The organism is Gibbsiella greigii (assembly GCF_039540155.1).
GTDB lineage: Bacteria > Pseudomonadota > Gammaproteobacteria > Enterobacterales > Enterobacteriaceae > Gibbsiella > Gibbsiella quercinecans.
This window is the reverse complement of sequence record NZ_BAABEM010000018.1, coordinates 78086-96305: the sequence shown is the minus strand read 5'-3', so window position 1 is coordinate 96305 and position 18220 is coordinate 78086. Positions and strand designations below refer to the sequence as shown.

The following is an 18220-nucleotide window of genomic DNA, read 5'->3' as shown; positions in this document are numbered from 1 at the left end:
CCCGCTATCGGGCTGCCACCCTAGCAAACGCAACAGGTATCGCGTGTTATCTTCTGATATCAACAGGGGAACTAACCATGGCGCAAATAAAGGAGGGAACAAACTGACAATGCCACGCGGCACATTGACAGGCGCATGCGATAAAACCGAGAGGGACACATTGAGGGGATTAAACGCGGCGGGATAGCCCTGCTAAGATACCTTCCGACGGGGATAACACCGCAGCGGAAGGCACCAGGAAAACGATTCGTTTACTTCAGCCCTTCACTGGTGCCTCCCGGCACGGGCGTCGGATAGTCATAGTCGATACGCAGCGGCTGCGCATAAGGGCTATTCCACAATTGTTCGTAGAGTTTATCCACTCGGGCAGTCATAGCGCCATTGTTCAGGATCATCTCCATATTGCGCGAGTTATCCAAATAACCACCGCTCCAATTGCTGGTGCCAATCCACGTTTTCTGTTTATCAATGGTCATGACCTTACTATGGAGCACACGGGCAAAGGGAATAAATCCACTGCTGGCCTGCGGGATCGTGACGATTTTGATATGCACGTTAGGCAATACCGCCAGGCTCTTCAGATAGCTGATGTTAGGCTGTTTGGTGCTCCAGTCCGCAACCATCAGTTCAATCTGTACGCCGCGCGCCGCCGCGCTGCGTAGTGCGGTATCGATCACTGCGTAATAAGGCCGTGTGTGCTCCGCGCCATATGACAGCGGCACGTAATCCATCACCTGAACCCGAACCCGCTGCTTCGCCTCTGCCAACAGGCGGGGCAATTCGGCCTGCGAATCCAGAATGCCGGCAGGGTTAAACTCCCGAGGGCTGGCAACCAGATAATTGTCGGGACGCGTCTGTTCAGTAGGAGCCGCCAACGGCCGCGGAACAGGTTGCTCTTGTGCCAGCGCCTGCTGCGCCTGCCAGTCCTGTTCAAAAATAGCCTGGATTTGTGCGACGACGGCCGGATCGCTGATCAGCAGGCCGGTTTCATGGATGTGCTCCAGCGAACGCCAGTCCAGATTCTGGCTCCCCATATAAGCCTGTTTGCCGTCGACCAGAATATACTTGGCGTGCAGAATACCGCCACTCAGTTTATGGTACGGAATGATGCGCAGCTCAAAACCGGGAATCATCTTCAACTGCTCAAGGGTTTCCGGCGTGGAAATACGCACACCCTTTTCTTCCAGCAACAAGCGGATTTTAACCCCTCGTTCGCCAGCCTTGCGCAGGTGCTGCAGCACGCTATCAAGTTTCGATCCAGGCCGATCGGCAACATAAAATTCGCCCAGTGAGATCGAATGCTGTGCTCCATCGAACAGCTGTTTCCACACCTCGTCCGGCTGACGCAAATCATCAGCGTTAAGCGTCGTTTCCATCGGTGCGGTGTAAACCAATTCATAGCCAGGAATAGTAAATCCCGCCCAAACCGTGTGACTAAAAATCAGCAAACCTCCAGTAATCAACTTGTTCCAATTACGCTTGCGCCCTGTTGGCCGACCGTCACGTTGCTCAAACATAGTCGGTTACCACCGCCTTGACTTCGACTTCCGAAGGCGCCGACGAATTACGCGCACCAACGTTGGGCATACCGGCACGGATCAATAAGACCTTCAACATCTCGTTAATATTTTCCATGCGGTTCTGCAGAAAATTATTGCCCAGCAGGCACACCAGAGCGATAGCGATACCCAATGCGGTGGCGTACAGAGCGGTACCCATGCCAGAGGAAACCTGCGCCGGATCGGAAATGCCGGCAGCGGACAATGCCTTAAAGGTTTCTATAATCCCCATAATGGTGCCCAATAGCCCCAACAGCGGCGCGGCGGTGACAATGGTTTCCAGCAGCCACAAACCACGCGCCAGCAGGGGTTTGCTGCGCAGGAACTGCGCGTCGATCTGATCGTTGATCGCATCACGATCGCTGGTCTGATGATTCACCTCCAGCACCGGTGCAATAATCTGCAGCGGCAAGCTATTGCGCTTTCTCAGATTGGCGGGCAAATCCAGCACGCGCTTAACATCCGCCGTCAAAGCGCTCTCCAGCAACAGAGCCTGACGGCGCGTATAAACGAAATATAACCCGCGTTCGATGATAATCGCCAGTGCCGTCACCAGCGAGGCATACATAACATAGAAAATAATTTCGTGCAGTAAATTGGCATTCATAATAATCCCCTCTCGTTTCCGTCCCATCGGAACGGCGTAATATGTCGAATGTGTCGGTATGACGTATTGTTTATTGAGCCCCGGCAAAAACCGAGGGTCACTGTGGCTGATAATTGAACGTAGCTAAAAACCGCTTGGTGTTCTGCCCGGCGAATGCATCAGCGGGAAACGGCTTAACCTGTTTAATACTTTGCAGGCTGCTGTCGGCGGCACGGTTAAGCAGCATGCTACGCGCCCTGGTATTAATGCCTGAATTGATCACTCGCCCAGAGCGATCGACCTCTAGCCAGACCTCCACGATCCCTTCCGGCCGCTCCAGTGAAACCTGACGTCCGGTCGGATACCGTTTGGATCGATCAAGCTGCACCCGCAGCGCCTGGATATAACCGTTCTCTATCGCCTGCACGTTCACGCGTGGCGCAGCCGGGACCGGTACTCTGGCAGTCTCCGAACGGCGTGTCTCGGTCGGCGCCTTAGCCGGTGCGGTTTTGGGCGAGCTCACTGCAGGTTTGGGACGTGGCTTTGGCGCGCTCTTTGGCGTCGGTTTGGGGCGTGGTTTTGGCGCGGGCGCCACCTCAGCCACCGGCTGCGGAACCACTGGCACAGGTTCCGGTTCAGGCTCTGGCTCTGGTTCAGGTTCTGGCTGCGGTTCCGGTTCAGGCTCTGGTTCAGCCAGGGCCAGTGTCATAACGGTGTTATCGTAGTGGGGGCTGACTTTGATAGCCGTTTGGTGGCTGTTCAATATCAGGCAGATAACAATAACCGGCAAGGGTAACCAGCTAATGATATGGCGTACACGATAGAGCAAATACATATCATTATTTCCGGGTGGCGATAGAAACAGAATAAAATCCGCCCTGGCGTAGGTTATCCATCACAGCGACCAGTCGTTCAACTGAGACACCTTTATCGCTGTTCACGATGATTGTCGTGGGCTGGTTATCCGTTTGTTGCTGTTTGAGCACATTGACCAATTCGCTCAACTGTACGGATTGACCGTCCAACTGCAGCAAATCCGGTTCACTGATCGTGACGATGGCTTTCTTCTGCGGTTTAAGATCCTGAGCGCTACTCGCCGCAGGTAACTGCGTTTTCAAGCCGTGAGCTGGAATAACGTTCATACTGATTAAAACAAAAAACACCAGTAAAAACATCATGACGTCGATCATCGGAATCAATTCAATATGTGCTTTATTTTTCTTGGGCTCGTTCCAGGTTCTCATTTACTTCCCTCTTAACGCTTGGCGTTTTAAATACGACAGGCTAAAAACCAATAAAAGAATAAATATAAGGAGCCTTTGTTTTATTTTTTTGACTTTTATATGAAAGAATTTCTATAGAGCGGTAGCATGAAAAGCGAGGTGTGAATTGTGCTGTAAATCATCAATTCGAATAGCCAGGAGCTTACTCAAGTAAGTGACTGGAGTGAGCAGAGAAAGCCAACGCACTTGCAACTTGAAGTATGACAAGTATAAACACCCTCTGATTGAGGGTTTACTCATTAAGCAACCGGCCCACTATCCGTGGGTAGGATCAGATGGCTTTTGCCCCAGATCGACAGCGGCCAGCGCCGTGAGCTTGCGCCACAGCCACTCCATCGGCCCCTGGCGGAAATAGCGCAGCCAAAGGTGAGAAACCAGCAGGTTAATCAGCCACACCAGTGGCACAAAGGCCAGCAGTTGCAGACGATCAAAACGGTCATAAAGGCCGAAGCGGTAGAACAGCGTGGTGCAGATAAGCGTCTGCAGCAGATAATTACTCAACGCCATGCGCCCCACCTGCGCCAGCCAGCGGCTGATGCGCAGGCGCGCCAACGATGGCCAGAACCCGTAACACAGCGCCAAATACCCCATCGCCTGCAGTGGCGCGCCAAGCTCACGCGGCACCTGCAGCAAGAAGCTACTCCAGCGATAATCCCACGCCAGGTGCCAATGCAAAGCCACTGCGGGGATTTGAATCACCAGTGAAAGCGGTATCAACCATGCCGCCTGGCTCCGGTAATATGCCAGCGAGTAGGCGCCCCGCAGCCAGCCGCTGCGCATCAGGCCGGCGCCAAACAGCATCAGGCCCGCCAGTTCCCAGCCGTACTGGGCGCCGATCGCCAACAGGCTGGAAGACAGCAAATCCACCCGATTGCGCCAGGCCTCCATCCCGCCCTGCAGTTTCCAGAATTTCTCATACTGCAGGTGGGCGGTATCCGGTAGCCAGAAGTTGCCCGGCCCGCTTTGCGAAATCAGCCCCAGCAGCAGCAATACCGCCACGCCGATCAGGTACAGCACGATCCCGGTTTTCAGCAGCGTGAAGGTATCTTTCGCCTCGCGGATCATACGCCAGCACACCAGGCCAATCAGCCCATAGGCCAGCAGAATATCGCCGTCCCACAGAAAAATCGCGTGCCCCAACCCGAACAGCACCAGCCAGGACAAACGCGCACGTATCCAGCGCTTGCCGCGCGCCAGCAACATCTGCAAGCCGGCGCCGAACAGCAGGGCAAACATGGCCAAAAATTTAGCTTGGGCAAACACATCCAGCAACGCCCAGACCCAGGTATCACGCAACGAAGGCAACCCCAGATAAGCGGGGTTGAGATAGGCCGCCTTCGGCAGACCAAAGGCGCTGATATTCAGCAACAAAATGCCAAGGATGGCAATGCCGCGCGCACAGTCGAGCGTTGCAATACGCGGCAACGGCGCCGTGGTGGTGTGACTCGTCATATTGCCGTTGTCTTCCCGTTAGCAAACAGGCGCCCGCAGGCGCCTGTTATTGGTGTTGATGTTCTGGCCCTTACTTGGCCCTCACCCTAACCCTCTCCCACAGGGAGAGGGAACCGACCGTGCCAATATCCAAAACTTTCCCCTCACCCTTTGGGAGAGGGAACCGACCGTGCCAATATCCAAAACTTTCCCCTCACCCTTTGGGAGAGGGAACCGGCCGGGCCAATATCCAAAACTTTCCCCTCACCCTTTGGGAGAGGGAACCGGCCGGGCCAATATCCAAAACTTTCCCCTCACCCTTTGGGAGAGGGAACCGGCCGTGCCAATCTTTATCCGATGCCAAACCCTGCGCCCCCTCTCCCTTGGGGAGAGGGCCGGGGTGAGGGGCCAGACGATCAACCGTGGTGGCGCACCGCGCGCAGGAACTCCTGGCGGGTATTCTGGCTGGATTTGAATAGCCCCCCCAACGAGGTGGTGGTGGTCGCGCTGTTTGCATCGCGGATGCCGCGCGCTTTCACACAATAATGCACTGCATCAATCGATACCGCCACATTGTTGGTGCCAAGCAGCGTTTGCAACGCCACCAGAATCTGTTGGGTCAGGCGTTCCTGAACCTGTGGGCGTTGCGCAAAGAATTGCACGATACGGTTGATCTTCGACAAACCGATAACCGCATCTTTCGGGATATAAGCCACGGTGGCCTTGCCGTCGATGGTCACAAAGTGGTGTTCGCAGGTGCTGGTCAGCGTGATGTCACGCACCGTCACCATCTCATCCACTTTCATTTTATTTTCGATCACCGTGATTTTCGGGAAATTGGCGTAATCCAGGCCAGAGAAAATCTCATCAACGTACATTTTGGCAATGCGATGTGGAGTTTCCGCCAAACTGTCGTCAGATAGATCGAGATTAAGCAATTGCATGATTTCCGTCATGTGCTCTTTAATACGACGTTTACGCGTTTCACCATCCAACATCTCCCCGCGTAATGGGGTTTCCAGCCCACGTGCTTCCAACGCAGCGTGAACCTGGGCAGCTTCGTTACTTAATGTAGTCATGTGTATCTCTCCAGCGGGCCGCCCCCGCCCCCCAGCGGCCTGGCCGGTGTTTATTCATTGAACCCATTGATAACGCAGGCATACTACGGTTATTTTGCACGGTTCAGAGTAAAAACACCGACGACGATCACGCTGGATTGGCGGGGTCTTATTCTTCATCTTTGCTGGGGTTTCATTGCCAATAGCGTGAACCCGGTCAAGATTTTGCCTCCACTGTAGATGAGAGTGAAGCGTTTAGCCAGTGATAGTGTTTCATCCACAGGTGAAATATCTACATATTAAGCCACGATATTCCCTCTATTTTATAGGGCTAAACCCCAGTTATTCCGTTTCCATTTTGCCGGCCAAAGCCCGCGCAGGGGTATTCACCACCAGCAGCCCGGCCGCCACTAACCCCAGCATCGCCACGTACAGCGCCGGCTCCAGCCGGTGGGTCATGCTGGTCGACAGCGCCGAAAGCAGCGGCCCCACCAGTTGCCCCACCGCGTAGCCGGTGGTCAGCAAACCGGCCATATAGCGTGCATGGTTCGGCGCCAGTTCACGGCCATGCTGCAAGGCGAGTTGCACCACGGAAAGAAAACCCCCGCCGGTAAACAGTGCGCCCAGCGCCAGGCCCGCAACGCCCGGTATCACTTCCGCGCACAGTATGCCGAGCGCCTGTACCCACAGCGTGATCGCCAGCCGGCTTTGGCTGGTGAGCCGGTGGCGCGTCAGAATACCGATCACAATGCCCAGCACCGAAGCCGCACCGAACACCGGCCAGACAAACTGCGCAAACAGGCTGTCGGGAAAGCGCACCGCAGCCATCTGCGATAAAAACGTCGCCGGCAAGATATAGCCGAACCCCGCCAGGCTGTAGCTCCAAACCAGGCGTTTCAGCGCCGGGGTCAAAACCAGCGGCGTCTGCACGCTATTTGCCCGGTGCAGCTCCCCGCTGCGCGGTAGATACAGGCTGATAACGCCAACCAGCAGCAACGCCACCGCGCCGTATAACAGCCAGGCCTGCGCGGCATCCAGCCGCAGGCTGTTAACCCCCACCGCCAGCATGCCGCTGATAAATATCCCGGCCCCCGGCCCGGCAAACACTGCTGCGCTCAGCGCCGGGCGGCCATAGTGCGCAAGCCGCTCATTGGTCCAGGCGGCCACCATCACCATCGCCCAGCCGCTGGCCCAGCCAACCGCCAGCCGTATCGCCGCATGCCACCACACCCCGTGCGCCAGTGCGGAGAGCAGCGTTAACGCCACCGCGCCCCACAGCCCAAGCCACAGGCGCAGCTCTACCCGGCGGTTGGCGCGCATCGCATCATAAGCGCCGCACAGGTAACCCAGGTAATTCAGCGCGGCAATGATCCCGGCGCCGGTCAACGTGAACTGGTGTTCGGTAATCATCAACGGCACTTGCGGGGTGAAGGCAAAACGGCCGATCCCCATCGCCACCACCAGGGCAATAAATCCACTTAGTGCAATTTTTAACGCCATAGCCAATATCTCGTTATCGCAAAAAAAGAAGTTGCCAGTATCATGCAGCAACATTACACTCACGAAAAATGAATAATAGTTAAAAAGTTAATCACGAAAAGAGAAAGCTATGGATCTTACCCAACTGCGTATGTTCTGCCATGTGGCGGAAACCGGCTCCGTCAGCCGCGCCGCTGAGCTTTTGCACCGCGTGCCGTCAAACCTGACCACCCGCCTGCGCCAGCTTGAGCAAGAGCTGGGGGCCGATCTGTTCATCCGTGAAAAACAGCGCCTGCGCCTGTCACCGACCGGCCATAACTTTCTCTGCTACGCCCAGCGCATCCTGGCGCTGAGCGAAGAGGCAATGAATATGGCCCACTCCGGCGAGCCAGCCGGCAACTTTGCCCTTGGCTCGATGGAAAGTACCGCCGCCACGCGCTTGCCCAGCCTGCTGGCGGCCTATCACCAGCGCTTCCCGCAGGTGTCGCTTTCGCTCACCACCGGCACCTCCGGCGAAATCACGGAACAGGTGCGCACCGGCACACTGGCGGCGGCTCTGGTCGACGGCCCGCACCAACATGACGAACTCAACGGCTGCGTCGCCTTCAGCGAACATTTAGTGGTGATCTCCAGTTTGGATCACCCGCCAATCCACAGTGCGCAAGACGCCACTGGCGAAACGCTGTTTGCCTTCCGCTCCAGTTGTTCCTACCGGCTGCGGCTGGAATCCTGGTTCAGGCAGGATGGCGCGCTGCCGGGGCCGATCATGGAAATCCAGTCCTACCACGCCATGCTGGCCTGCGTTGCCAGCGGTGCCGGGCTGGCGATGATCCCCCACTCCGTGCTCAGCCTGCTGCCTGGCCATGAACGGGTTTTAGTGCATACCCTGCCGGCGGAAATTGCCGAAACGGCAACCTGGCTGCTGTGGCGCCGCGATGCATTCGGCCCAAGCGTGCGCGAATTAAAACAGCTGATTATCGAACAGAACGAAACCGTGCCGGGCGGTACGGACGACATTGAACAACCCGAACCGGCCTGAGTAACAAGGCCGGCAATACGCAGGGCGTCAGTACGCTGAGCCCATTCACCTGCAAGTACCACGTTTATACCCACGAGGAGAGTATAATGGAGATGATCAAAACCCGCGCTGCGGTGGCCTGGGGCCCCAACCAGCCGCTGAAGATCGAAGAAGTCGAGCTGATGCCGCCGCAAAAAGGCGAAGTGCTGGTGCGGATCGTCGCCAGCGGCGTATGCCACACCGACGCCTACACCCTTTCCGGCAAAGATCCTGAAGGCGTGTTCCCGGCGATCCTCGGCCATGAAGGCGGCGGCGTCGTTGAAGCCGTCGGTGAAGGGGTAACCAGCGTCGCCGTCGGCGATCATGTGATCCCGCTCTACACCCCAGAATGCGGCGAGTGTAAATTCTGTAAATCCGGTAAAACCAACCTGTGCCAGGCCATCCGCGCAACACAGGGCAAAGGCCTGATGCCGGACGGCACCACCCGTTTCTTCAAGGACGGCCAGCCGATTTTCCACTATATGGGCACCTCCACCTTCTCGGAATACACCGTCGTGCCGGAAATCTCGTTGGCGAAAATCAGCAAAGAAGCCCCGCTGGAAGAGGTGTGCCTGCTGGGCTGCGGCGTCACCACCGGGATGGGCGCCGTGCTGAATACCGCCAAAGTGAAGGCTGGCGATAGCGTGGCGATCTTCGGTTTGGGCGGTATCGGCCTTTCCGCCATTATCGGCGCGCAAATGGCCGGCGCGGGCCGCATTATCGGTATTGATATCAATACCAGTAAGTTCGATCTGGCGCGCAAACTGGGCGCCACCGATCTGATCAACCCGAAAGACTACGACAAACCGATCCAGGAAGTGATTGTCGAACTGACCGACGGCGGCGTTGATTTCTCTTTTGAGTGCATCGGCAACGTCAATGTGATGCGTTCCGCGTTGGAATGCTGCCACAAAGGCTGGGGCGAATCGGTGATTATCGGCGTCGCCGGCGCCGGGGAAGAGATCGCCACCCGCCCATTCCAACTGGTGACCGGCCGGGTGTGGCGCGGTTCTGCCTTCGGCGGCGTGAAGGGCCGTTCACAGCTGCCGGGCATCGTACAGCGCTATCTGGATGGCGAATTCGCCCTCAACGACTTCATTACCCACACCATGGGGCTGGAGCAGATAAACGAAGCGTTCGATTTGATGCATGAAGGCAAATCGATCCGCTCTGTCATCCATTTCGGCAACTGATTAGGGGGCAGACAGATGAGTGCGTCACCTGAGCTTCTCGAAGAGCACCGTATGTTCGGCGGCTGGCAGCAACGCTATCGCCATGCGGCGCAGAGCCTGAATTGCACCATGACTTTCAGCATCTATCTGCCACCGCCGCGCGATGAAAACCCGCCGCCGGTGCTGTACTGGCTGTCGGGGCTGACCTGCAACGATGAGAACTTTACGCTGAAAGCGGGCGCCCAGCGCATCGCCGCCGAATTGGGCATCATCCTGGTGATGCCCGATACCAGCCCGCGCGGCGACGATGTGCCTAACGATGCCGGCTACGATCTGGGCCAGGGCGCCGGGTTTTACCTGAACGCCACCCAGGCGCCGTGGAACCAGCATTATCGCATGTATGATTACCTCAGCAGCGAACTGCCGGCGTTGATCGGCCAGCATTTCAGCATCGCCGAACGTCAGTCGATTTTTGGCCATTCGATGGGCGGCCACGGCGCGCTGATGTTGGCGCTGCGTAACCCACAGCGCTACCGTTCGGTTTCCGCCTTTGCCCCTATCGTCAACCCCTGCCAGGTGCCCTGGGGGCGTAAAGCCTTCGCCGCCTATTTGGGCGATGACGAAAGCCAGTGGCTGCAGTACGACAGTTGCCACCTGTTGGCTAACGGCCAGGAAAAACTGCCGGTGCTGGTGGATCAGGGCGATAGCGATCAGTTCCTGGCCGATCAGCTACAGCCGGCCAAACTGGCTGAAATTGCGCGCCAGCACGACTGGCCGCTGACGCTGCGTATCCAGCCCGGTTACGATCACAGCTACTTTTTTATCGCCAGCTTCATCGAAGACCACCTGCGTTTTCACGCCGAACACCTGTTCCGCTAATCCCTCCGGGCGCCGCTGACGGCGCCCTTTTTCACAGTTTTTAATGCTAAAAGAAACGGTTTAACACCAGATTAAAAACTGGAAAACTCGCTGTGGTTAACTAACCTTAACTCTTGAACGCCATTAATTGAGCAAAAAGGAGTGGTCGCTATGGCACATCAAGATCAGTACACCTTTCAGAATCCACTCACCCAGTACAAACACAACGCCTACCCGAAACAATACCAACCTGCCCCCGGCATTTCCGCCGACATGCAGCCGAAGCCGGATTGCGGCGAGCAAACCTATCGCGGCACGGGCCGCCTGAAGGGGCGCAAAGCGTTGGTGACCGGTGCGGATTCCGGCATCGGCCGGGCGGCGGCGATTGCCTATGCCCGCGAAGGCGCGGACGTGGCGCTGTCTTATCTGCCCGCAGAGCAAAAAGACGCTGAAGAGGTGGCGAAACTGGTGGAAGCCGCAGGCCAGAAGGCGGTGCTGCTACCGGGTGACATCAGTGAAGAACACTTTTGCCAACGGTTGGTGGAGCAGGCGCAGCAACAATTGGGCGGCCTGGATATCTTGGCGTTGGTGGCCGGCAAGCAGGTAGCGGTGGAAAACATCGCCGATCTCAGCAGCGAGCAGTTTCGTAAAACCTTCGAAACCAATGTGTTCGCGCTGTTTTGGATCAGCAAATTCGCGCTGCCCCATCTGCCGGCCGGCGCCAGCATTATTACCACGTCATCCATCCAGGCTTACCAGCCAAGCGGCTTCCTGTTGGATTACGCCGCCACCAAAAGCGCGATCATTGCCTACAGCCGCGCGCTGGCGCAACAGGTAGCGGAAAAAGGCATTCGGGTTAACGTGGTTGCGCCGGGGCCGGTATGGACGCCGCTGCAGATTTGCGGCGGGCAGTTGGCCGACAATATTCCGGGCTTCGGCAGCGACATGCCGCTCAAACGCGCCGGCCAACCCGCAGAGCTGGGGCCGCTGTATGTGTTCCTGGCTTCGCAGGAATCAAGCTATATCAGCGCAGAAGTGTTCGGCGTCACCGGCGGCAAGCCGCTGTCTTAATTCCCCCCTCACCCCAACCCTCTCCCGCCGGGAGAGGGAGCTGATAGTGCCCATATTTAATATATGCCGACTGAAACTCGCTATTTCTCATCCACCCCCCATAGGAAAACACCCCGACCAGCCATCGACAGCGGGCGGTTCCCTCTCCCTGTGGGAGAGGGCTAGGGTGAGGGGCAGCTACCCCTTCAGCTTCGGATCCAGCGCATCGCGCAACCCATCGCCCAGCAGATTAAACGCCAGCACGGTAAAAAATATCGCCAGGCAAGGGAAAAGCGCCACGTGCGGCGCCATCACCATATCGGCACGGGCGTCATTAAGCATCGCCCCCCATTCCGGCGTTGGCGGCTGCGCCCCCAGGCCAAGAAACGACAGGCTGGCCGCGGCGATAATCGAGGTGCCGATCCGCATGGTGAAATACACCACAACCGAGGAAATGGTGCCCGGCAGAATATGCCGCAAGATGATGGTCGAATCCGCCGCGCCAATGCTGCGTGCCGATTCAATATAGGTTTGATGCTTCAACACCAGCGTATTGCCGCGCACCAGGCGCGCAAACGCCGGGATGCTGAAAATCGCCACGGCCACCACCACGTTGGCCATACCGCTGCCCATAATCGCCACCACGCCGATGGCCAACAGAATACCGGGGAACGCGAACAGCACATCGCTAACCCGCATCACAATACGATCCCACCAGCCTTCGTAGTAACCAGCCAGCAGCCCCAGCACGGTGCCGATGGCGCCGCCAGCCAGCACGGAAAATACGCCAGCCAGCAGGGAAATACGTGTGCCCATCAGGATACGGCTGAAAATATCGCGCCCCAGTGAATCAACGCCCAGCCAGTGCACCAGCGAAGGCCCCTGGTTCAGGCGATCGTAATCAAAGTAGTTTTCGGCGTCGTAAGGCGCCAGATACGGAGCAAACACCGCCACCAACAGCAGCAACAAGACAAAGACGCCGGCGACCATCGCCACGTGCTGGCGGCGAAAGCGGCGCCAAAACTCGTGCCACGGCGTGCGCACTGCGTTTGGGTCGATCTGCGGCATCGCCTTGAGTGCGGCGTTTCTGCGCCAATTGATCATGCAGCGCCCCTATTTATAGCGAATGGATGGGTTAATCGCTGCATACAGCATATCCACCAACAGGTTAATCAAAATAAATTCCAGCGAAAACAACAGCACTTCCGCCTGAATCACCGGGTAGTCGCGCATTTCCACTGAATCCACCAGCAAACGCCCCAACCCCGGCCAGTTAAACACTTTTTCCACCACGATCGAACCGCCCAGCAGGAAACCGAATTGCAGCCCCATCATGGTCACTACCGGGATCATGGCGTTGCGCAGCCCATGCTTAAGCAGCACCCGGGTTTCACGCACGCCTTTGGCCCGCGCGGTGCGCATGTAGTCTTCCTGCATCACGTCGATGAACGAAGCGCGGGTAAAGCGCGCCATCACCGCCGCCACCGCGGCCCCCAGGGTAATGGAAGGCAGAATGTAGTGCTGCCAGGTATCTGCTCCCACCGTCGGCAGCCAGCCCAAATTAACCGAGAAGATCTGCATCAACAGCATCCCCAGCGCAAAGGCCGGGAAGGAAATGCCGGATACCGCCAGCGTCATGCCGATACGATCCGGCCAGCGGTTGCGCCATACGGCGGAGGCAATGCCAATCGCCATCCCAAAGATAACCGCCCACACCATGCTGGTTACCGTCAGCCACAGGGTGGGCATAAAACGCGTGGCGATCTCTTCACTCACCGGGCGCCGGGAAACAATAGAGGTGCCGAAATCGCCCTGCAACACGTTGGCAAAATAGTGGATAAATTGCATCGGCAAAGGTTTGTCCAACCCCAACTCCTGGCGCACCAGGTTGATAACGGCCTCATCGGCCTCCGGCCCGGCGGCCAGGCGCGCCGGATCGCCCGGTAGCAGGTGGACAAACAGAAACACCAGCACCGCCACGATAAGTAGCGTTGGGATAAGCCCGAGCAAGCGTTTAAGAAAATAATTAAGCATAGGCTCCCTCACCCCAACCCTCTCCCAAGGGGAGAGGGAGCAACGGATGATTGTTTGTACATACGGTGGTATTCCCTCACCTCAACCCTCTCCCAATGGGAGAGGGCGCGACGGATGATTGTTTGCGCATACGGTGGTATTCCCTCACCCGCCCTTTGCCTGCTGGAGAGGGCGCGTACACAGCGCGTTACTGCAGATCGGCGTTTTCAAAGCTGAACGACGTATCCGGCATCACATAGAAGCCGCTTAACTGTTTGTTATTGGCCGACAGCAGGCGCTCGGTCGCCAGGAAAATCCACGGCGCATCGGCCCAGATGTGATCCTGCGCATCTTTATAAAGCTTCTGTTTCTCGGCACGATCGGTGGTCGCCAACGCGGCGGCCAGGTCTTTATCCACCTGCGGGTTGCTGTAGAACGCAGTGTTGAACTGCTTAGGCGGCGCAGACTGGGTGGCGAACAGCGGGGTGAGCGCCCAATCGGCTTCACCGGTTGAGGCCGACCAGCCGGTATAGAACATGCGCACGCCGGTGTCCTTCACGCCCACGCTTTCCACCTGGGCGGCGCGCTGGCCGGCATCCATAGCGGTCACGGTGGTTTTCACCCCAACCTGCGCCAGCTGTTGCTGGGCAAACTGCAGCACTTTTTGCGCGGTGCTGTGGTTATGCGAAGACCACAGCGTGGTGGTGAAGCCGTTCGGATAGCCGGCTTCTTTCAGCAGTTCGCGCGCTTTAACCGGATCGTAAGGCCACGGTTTGTAGCTGGCGGCGAAGTCAATCGCTGGTGGCAGAGGGCCTTCCGCCGGCACGGCATAGCCGGCAAAGGCGACCTTGATCAGCGCGTCTTTATTGATGGCGTAGTTCAGCGCCTGGCGCACCTTCAGGTTATCGAAAGGCTTCTGGGTCACGTTCATGCTGATGTAACGTTGCAGAATCGAAGGGGCGGCAACCACGTTCAGCTTGCTGTTTTTCTCCAGGATCCCTGCCTGCTCGTAAGGGATCGGGAAAGCGAACGTGGCTTCGCCGGTTTGCAGCATCGCGGCACGGGTATTGTTGTCGACGACCGGGCGCCAGGTGATGCTGTCGAGCTTCGGCAGCCCCGCTTTCCAGTAGCCGTCAAACTTCTTCACTTTAACAAAATCGGTCTGATTCCAGGTCTCAAACAGGTAAGGCCCGGTGCCCACCGGGTGGAAGCCGATGTCATTGCCGTATTTTTGCAACGCGGCGGGTGAAATAATCGCCGCCGCCGGGTGGGCCAGGTTGTTGATAAACGCAGAGAACGGCGCTTTCAGCACGATATTCACCGTTGTCGCATCCACCACCTCGGTTTTATCGATCATCTTGAACAGGTTGTAGCGCTTCAGGTGGTTATCCGGGTTGCTGGCGCGATCCAGGTTCACCTTCACCGCCGCGGCGTTGAAATCGGTGCCGTCATGGAACTTGATCCCCGGGTGCAGCTTGACGGTATACGTCAACCCGTCGCCGCTGACCGTATAGCTGTCGGCCAGCATGTTCACCACCTTCATATCCTTATCAAAGCCGAACAACCCCTGATAGAACGATTTGGCCACCGTCTGGGATAGCGTGTCGTTGGCGTTGTAAGGATCCAGCGTGGTGAAGTTCGATGCCACGGCGATCACGGCGTCTTTCGCCGCCCAGGCGGGGCCTGATGCCGCCGCCAACAGCACGGCAGCGACTAACGCATTACGTTTGAATGTGTGTCGAATCATGTTGCTTTCTCTCCTGATAAAGGCACAGCCTGCCTGGCACCGGCAATGGGGTGGCGGGCCACAAAGTGCCCCGGCCCAACTAGCACCAACGGTGCGGTTACGGGTTCATCCCCCAGCGCGCGGATTGGGCTGGGTATTTCATCGACCAACAGCGGCGGTCGCTGGCGGGCCAGCCGCGGATCGGCTATCGGTACCGCCGCCATCAGCTTGCGCGTATAGGGGTGTTGCGGGTTTTCAAATACCGCGCGGCGCGGGCCGATCTCGACAATCTGGCCCAGATACATAACCGCCACCCGGTGACAAATACGCTCAACCACCGCCATATCATGGGAAATAAACAGAAAGGCGATGCCGAACTCCCGCTGCAAATCCAACAGCAGATTGACGATCTGCGCCTGAATGGAAACGTCCAGCGCCGAGACCGATTCATCGGCAATCACCACTTTCGGGTTCAGCGCCAGCGCCCGCGCGATGCAAATACGCTGGCGCTGGCCGCCGGAAAACTCATGCGGATAGCGGCGCGCATGCTCCGGCCGTAGCCCCACGCGCTCCAGCAGCCAGGCCACCCGTTTTTCCGCCGCCGCGCCGCGGGCCACGTTGTGCACCAGCAGCGGTTCCATGATCGAAAACCCCACGGTCAGACGCGGATCGAGCGCGGCGAACGGATCCTGAAAAATAAACTGAATATCACGCCGCAGATGCTGTAACGCGGCGCCTTTGAGCTGATTGATGGTCTGGCCGTTGAAGGTGATGGTGCCGTGCTGGCTGTCCACCAGCTTCAGCAGCGAGCGCCCGGTGGTGGATTTGCCGCAGCCCGACTCCCCCACCAGCCCCAGCGTTTCACCCGGGTAAAGATCGAAACTGACGTTTTCCACCGCGTGCACGCGCCGTGTAACGCGGTTCAGGATGCCGCTGCGCACATCAAAACGCGTCACCAAATCGCGCACCCGCAGCACCGGCTCACTGCCTGGCGGCACGGTATCCTGCGGTTGGCCGGAGTCTGAACCGTTCGCTAACGGGAACTTGGCCGGGAAATCCTTGCCGGCCATGGCGCCAAGCTTGGGGACCGCTGCCAACAGTGCGCGCGTATAAGGCTGCTGCGGCGCGGAAAACAGCGGCACGGCTCGCCCTTCCTCTACTTTTTCGCCCTGGTGCATCACCAGCACCCGATCGGCGATTTCCGCCACAACCCCCATATCGTGGGTGACGAAAATCACCCCCATTTGCATTTCCAACTGCAACTCATCAATCAACTGCAAAATTTGCGCTTGAATGGTCACGTCCAGCGCGGTGGTCGGCTCATCGGCGATCAGCAACGCCGGTTTGCACGACAGGGCGATGGCGATCATCACCCGCTGGCGCATACCGCCGGAGAGCTGGTGCGGGTAACTGTTCAGGATGTTTTTCGCTTCGGGAATACGCACCCGTTCCAGCATGTGCAGGGCTTCACGCCGCGCGCGCGCGTGGTCCATCCCCTGATGCAGCCGCAAGGATTCGGCAATCTGCTCGCCCACCGGGAACACCGGGTTAAGCGACATCATCGGCTCCTGAAAAATCATCGCCATGTCGGCACCGCGTATATGGCGCAACGTGCCTTGTTCGGCCTGCGCCAGATCCAGCACATCGCCATTACGGCGGCGGAACAGCATGCTGCCGCCCGGGGCGATCTGCCCGTTTGCCGCCAACAGGCGCATCAGCGCCAGCGACGTCACCGATTTCCCCGAACCGGACTCCCCGACGATCGCCAGCGTTTCGCCGCGGTCAACGTCAAAGGAAAGCCGGCGCACCGCCGCAACGCTGCCCTCTTCGCTGGCGAAATTCACGCTCAAATCACGCACGGAAAGCACGCGCTGGCCTGGCAGGCCCCACTCACGTTCGGCGGCGGGCGAGGAGGTATGTATCATCATAAGCGGTAAATACCCACCGTCGGGGCATCCCCCACATAGCCAAAGCCGCGATACATGCCTTCGCTGTTGAACGGCAGCGCCAGATTGCCGAAGCGATCGATAGCAATCAGGCCGCCGATGCCGCCAAGCGCCGGCAGTTTTTCCATCACCACCCGCTCTGTCGCCTGTTGCAGGCTTAGCCCGGCATAGTCGATCAGCGCGGAAACATCGTGGGCAACCACACCGCGCATGAAGGCTTCGCCGGTGCCGGTGCAGGAAACCGCCACCGTGGCGTTATTGGCATAGCAGCCGGCGCCCACGATCGGCGTATCGCCAATCCGCCCGGGCTGTTTGTTGGTCATCCCGCCGGTGGAGGTGGCCGCCGCCAGGTTGCCGAGCGCGTCCAGCGCCACGGCGCCCACGGTGCCGAATTTGTTGTTGGGATCGAGGGGGGCATCGTTTAACGTGCCGCTATCGTGATCGAGCAACACCCGCCCCTGTTCAGCCTGGGCCTGGTGCAGTTGTTCAAAACGCGCCTGGGTGAAAAAGAAATCGGCATCAACCATTTCCAGGCCGTGCGTGGCGGCAAACTTCTCGGCCCCTTCGCCGGCGAACATCAGATGCTGGCTGTTTTCCAGCACCGCGCGCGCCGCCAACACCGGATTGCGGATGCGGCTAACGCCGGCAACGGCGCCGGCCTCGCAGGTGCGCCCATCCATGATGCAGGCATCCAGCTCATGGGTGCCCTGATGGGTAAACACCGAGCCCACCCCGGCATTGAACAACGGGCACTCTTCCAGCAGCCTGACCGCTTCCGTGACCGCATCCAACGCACTGCCGCCACCGGCCAGGATCGCCTGCCCGGCGGCGACAACATCGTACAACGCCTGGATATAGACCTGTTCTTTTTCCGCATTCATCACTGCACGGGTAATTGCGCCCGCGCCGCCATGAATGGCAATCACCGGTTTGCTCATGATTTATCACACCCTGAATGAGGTTGCGTGCGCCAAGGGATAGGCACCGCCTCGTTTTATCGTT

The 18220-nt window shown here is 58.1% G+C and carries 16 protein-coding genes; 4 read left to right on the top strand and 12 right to left on the bottom strand.

Annotated features, from left to right (window positions below):
- Positions 1-251: 251 nt before the first annotated feature.
- The 7 genes from AC559G_RS12610 to AC559G_RS12580 form a co-directional block, all read right to left on the bottom strand.
- A complete protein-coding gene (locus tag AC559G_RS12610) occupies positions 252-1517 on the bottom strand; it encodes a phospholipase D-like domain-containing protein (protein WP_498912761.1) in 1266 nt (421 codons plus the stop codon).
- On the bottom strand, positions 1510-2166 hold the full coding sequence (locus tag AC559G_RS12605; protein ID WP_095845254.1) for a MotA/TolQ/ExbB proton channel family protein: 657 nt from the start codon (positions 2164-2166) through the stop codon (positions 1510-1512). Before AC559G_RS12605 ends, AC559G_RS12610 begins: the two co-directional genes overlap by 8 nt.
- Before the next feature lie 97 nt (positions 2167-2263).
- The gene (locus AC559G_RS12600; RefSeq protein ID WP_498912760.1) at positions 2264-2980 is read right to left on the bottom strand and encodes an energy transducer TonB; all 717 of its coding nucleotides are present in this window, start codon (positions 2978-2980) and stop codon (positions 2264-2266) included.
- A 4-nt stretch (positions 2981-2984) separates the two neighbouring features.
- A complete protein-coding gene (locus tag AC559G_RS12595; RefSeq protein ID WP_095845256.1) occupies positions 2985-3389 on the bottom strand; it encodes an ExbD/TolR family protein in 405 nt (134 codons plus the stop codon).
- A 294-nt stretch (positions 3390-3683) separates the two neighbouring features.
- On the bottom strand, positions 3684-4880 hold the full coding sequence (gene yeiB / locus AC559G_RS12590) for a DUF418 family protein (protein ID WP_498912759.1): 1197 nt from the start codon (positions 4878-4880) through the stop codon (positions 3684-3686).
- Positions 4881-5275: 395 nt separating this feature from the next.
- Positions 5276-5938, bottom strand: a complete 663-nt coding sequence (gene folE / locus AC559G_RS12585; RefSeq protein WP_438598596.1) for a GTP cyclohydrolase I FolE — start codon at positions 5936-5938, stop codon at positions 5276-5278.
- Positions 5939-6259: 321 nt separating this feature from the next.
- Positions 6260-7417 (bottom strand): MFS transporter, encoded by a 1158-nt coding sequence (locus AC559G_RS12580; protein ID WP_498912758.1) that lies wholly within the window; start codon positions 7415-7417, stop codon positions 6260-6262.
- Positions 7418-7526: 109 nt separating this feature from the next.
- On the opposite strand from AC559G_RS12580, the gene ptrR reads away from it, so the two are divergent.
- The 4 genes from ptrR (at position 7527) to AC559G_RS12560 (ending at position 11554) form a co-directional block, all read left to right on the top strand.
- Entirely contained in the window at positions 7527-8435 is a 909-nt protein-coding gene (ptrR, locus tag AC559G_RS12575) for a putrescine utilization regulator PtrR (protein ID WP_095845260.1), read from the top strand.
- Between the two features lie 86 nt (positions 8436-8521).
- Positions 8522-9646: an S-(hydroxymethyl)glutathione dehydrogenase/class III alcohol dehydrogenase gene (locus tag AC559G_RS12570; protein ID WP_121525219.1), complete on the top strand. Its 1125-nt coding sequence runs from the start codon at positions 8522-8524 to the stop codon at positions 9644-9646.
- A 15-nt stretch (positions 9647-9661) separates the two neighbouring features.
- Positions 9662-10504 carry an alpha/beta hydrolase family protein gene (gene fghA / locus AC559G_RS12565; protein WP_498912757.1) on the top strand — a complete coding sequence of 281 codons (843 nt, stop codon included), beginning with the start codon at positions 9662-9664 and terminating at the stop codon, positions 10502-10504.
- A gap of 150 nt (positions 10505-10654) precedes the next feature.
- Positions 10655-11554, top strand: a complete 900-nt coding sequence (locus AC559G_RS12560) for an SDR family oxidoreductase (RefSeq protein ID WP_498912756.1) — start codon at positions 10655-10657, stop codon at positions 11552-11554.
- Positions 11555-11731: 177 nt separating this feature from the next.
- On the opposite strand, the gene gsiD is transcribed toward AC559G_RS12560, so the two are convergent.
- The 5 genes from gsiD to AC559G_RS12535 form a co-directional block, all read right to left on the bottom strand.
- A complete protein-coding gene (gsiD, locus tag AC559G_RS12555) occupies positions 11732-12637 on the bottom strand; it encodes a glutathione ABC transporter permease (RefSeq protein WP_498912755.1) in 906 nt (301 codons plus the stop codon).
- Positions 12638-12646: 9 nt separating this feature from the next.
- A complete protein-coding gene (gene gsiC / locus AC559G_RS12550; RefSeq protein WP_095845265.1) occupies positions 12647-13567 on the bottom strand; it encodes a glutathione ABC transporter permease GsiC in 921 nt (306 codons plus the stop codon).
- A 187-nt stretch (positions 13568-13754) separates the two neighbouring features.
- The gene (gene gsiB, locus AC559G_RS12545; protein WP_498912754.1) at positions 13755-15293 is read right to left on the bottom strand and encodes a glutathione ABC transporter substrate-binding protein GsiB; all 1539 of its coding nucleotides are present in this window, start codon (positions 15291-15293) and stop codon (positions 13755-13757) included.
- The gene (locus AC559G_RS12540; protein WP_498912787.1) at positions 15290-17197 is read right to left on the bottom strand and encodes a dipeptide ABC transporter ATP-binding protein; all 1908 of its coding nucleotides are present in this window, start codon (positions 17195-17197) and stop codon (positions 15290-15292) included. Before AC559G_RS12540 ends, gsiB begins: the two co-directional genes overlap by 4 nt.
- Positions 17197-18156, bottom strand: a complete 960-nt coding sequence (locus tag AC559G_RS12535; protein ID WP_121525226.1) for an isoaspartyl peptidase/L-asparaginase family protein — start codon at positions 18154-18156, stop codon at positions 17197-17199. The genes AC559G_RS12540 and AC559G_RS12535 overlap by 1 nt, the downstream gene beginning before the upstream one ends.
- Positions 18157-18220 lie beyond the last annotated feature (64 nt).

What these genes read in the sequence shown, in the direction of transcription:
- AC559G_RS12610 (WP_498912761.1), bottom strand. Translation starts at nt 1,517, where the DNA reads ATGTTTGAGCAACGTGACGGTCGGCCAACAGGGCGCAAGCGTAATTGG.
- AC559G_RS12605 (WP_095845254.1), bottom strand. Translation starts at nt 2,166, where the DNA reads ATGAATGCCAATTTACTGCACGAAATTATTTTCTATGTTATGTATGCC.
- AC559G_RS12600 (WP_498912760.1), bottom strand. Translation starts at nt 2,980, where the DNA reads ATGTATTTGCTCTATCGTGTACGCCATATCATTAGCTGGTTACCCTTG.
- AC559G_RS12595 (WP_095845256.1), bottom strand. Translation starts at nt 3,389, where the DNA reads ATGAGAACCTGGAACGAGCCCAAGAAAAATAAAGCACATATTGAATTG.
- yeiB (WP_498912759.1), bottom strand. Translation starts at nt 4,880, where the DNA reads ATGACGAGTCACACCACCACGGCGCCGTTGCCGCGTATTGCAACGCTC.
- folE (WP_438598596.1), bottom strand. Translation starts at nt 5,938, where the DNA reads ATGACTACATTAAGTAACGAAGCTGCCCAGGTTCACGCTGCGTTGGAA.
- AC559G_RS12580 (WP_498912758.1), bottom strand. Translation starts at nt 7,417, where the DNA reads ATGGCGTTAAAAATTGCACTAAGTGGATTTATTGCCCTGGTGGTGGCG.
- ptrR (WP_095845260.1), top strand. Translation starts at nt 7,527, where the DNA reads ATGGATCTTACCCAACTGCGTATGTTCTGCCATGTGGCGGAAACCGGC.
- AC559G_RS12570 (WP_121525219.1), top strand. Translation starts at nt 8,522, where the DNA reads ATGGAGATGATCAAAACCCGCGCTGCGGTGGCCTGGGGCCCCAACCAG.
- fghA (WP_498912757.1), top strand. Translation starts at nt 9,662, where the DNA reads ATGAGTGCGTCACCTGAGCTTCTCGAAGAGCACCGTATGTTCGGCGGC.
- AC559G_RS12560 (WP_498912756.1), top strand. Translation starts at nt 10,655, where the DNA reads ATGGCACATCAAGATCAGTACACCTTTCAGAATCCACTCACCCAGTAC.
- gsiD (WP_498912755.1), bottom strand. Translation starts at nt 12,637, where the DNA reads ATGATCAATTGGCGCAGAAACGCCGCACTCAAGGCGATGCCGCAGATC.
- gsiC (WP_095845265.1), bottom strand. Translation starts at nt 13,567, where the DNA reads ATGCTTAATTATTTTCTTAAACGCTTGCTCGGGCTTATCCCAACGCTA.
- gsiB (WP_498912754.1), bottom strand. Translation starts at nt 15,293, where the DNA reads ATGATTCGACACACATTCAAACGTAATGCGTTAGTCGCTGCCGTGCTG.
- AC559G_RS12540 (WP_498912787.1), bottom strand. Translation starts at nt 17,197, where the DNA reads ATGATACATACCTCCTCGCCCGCCGCCGAACGTGAGTGGGGCCTGCCA.
- AC559G_RS12535 (WP_121525226.1), bottom strand. Translation starts at nt 18,156, where the DNA reads ATGAGCAAACCGGTGATTGCCATTCATGGCGGCGCGGGCGCAATTACC.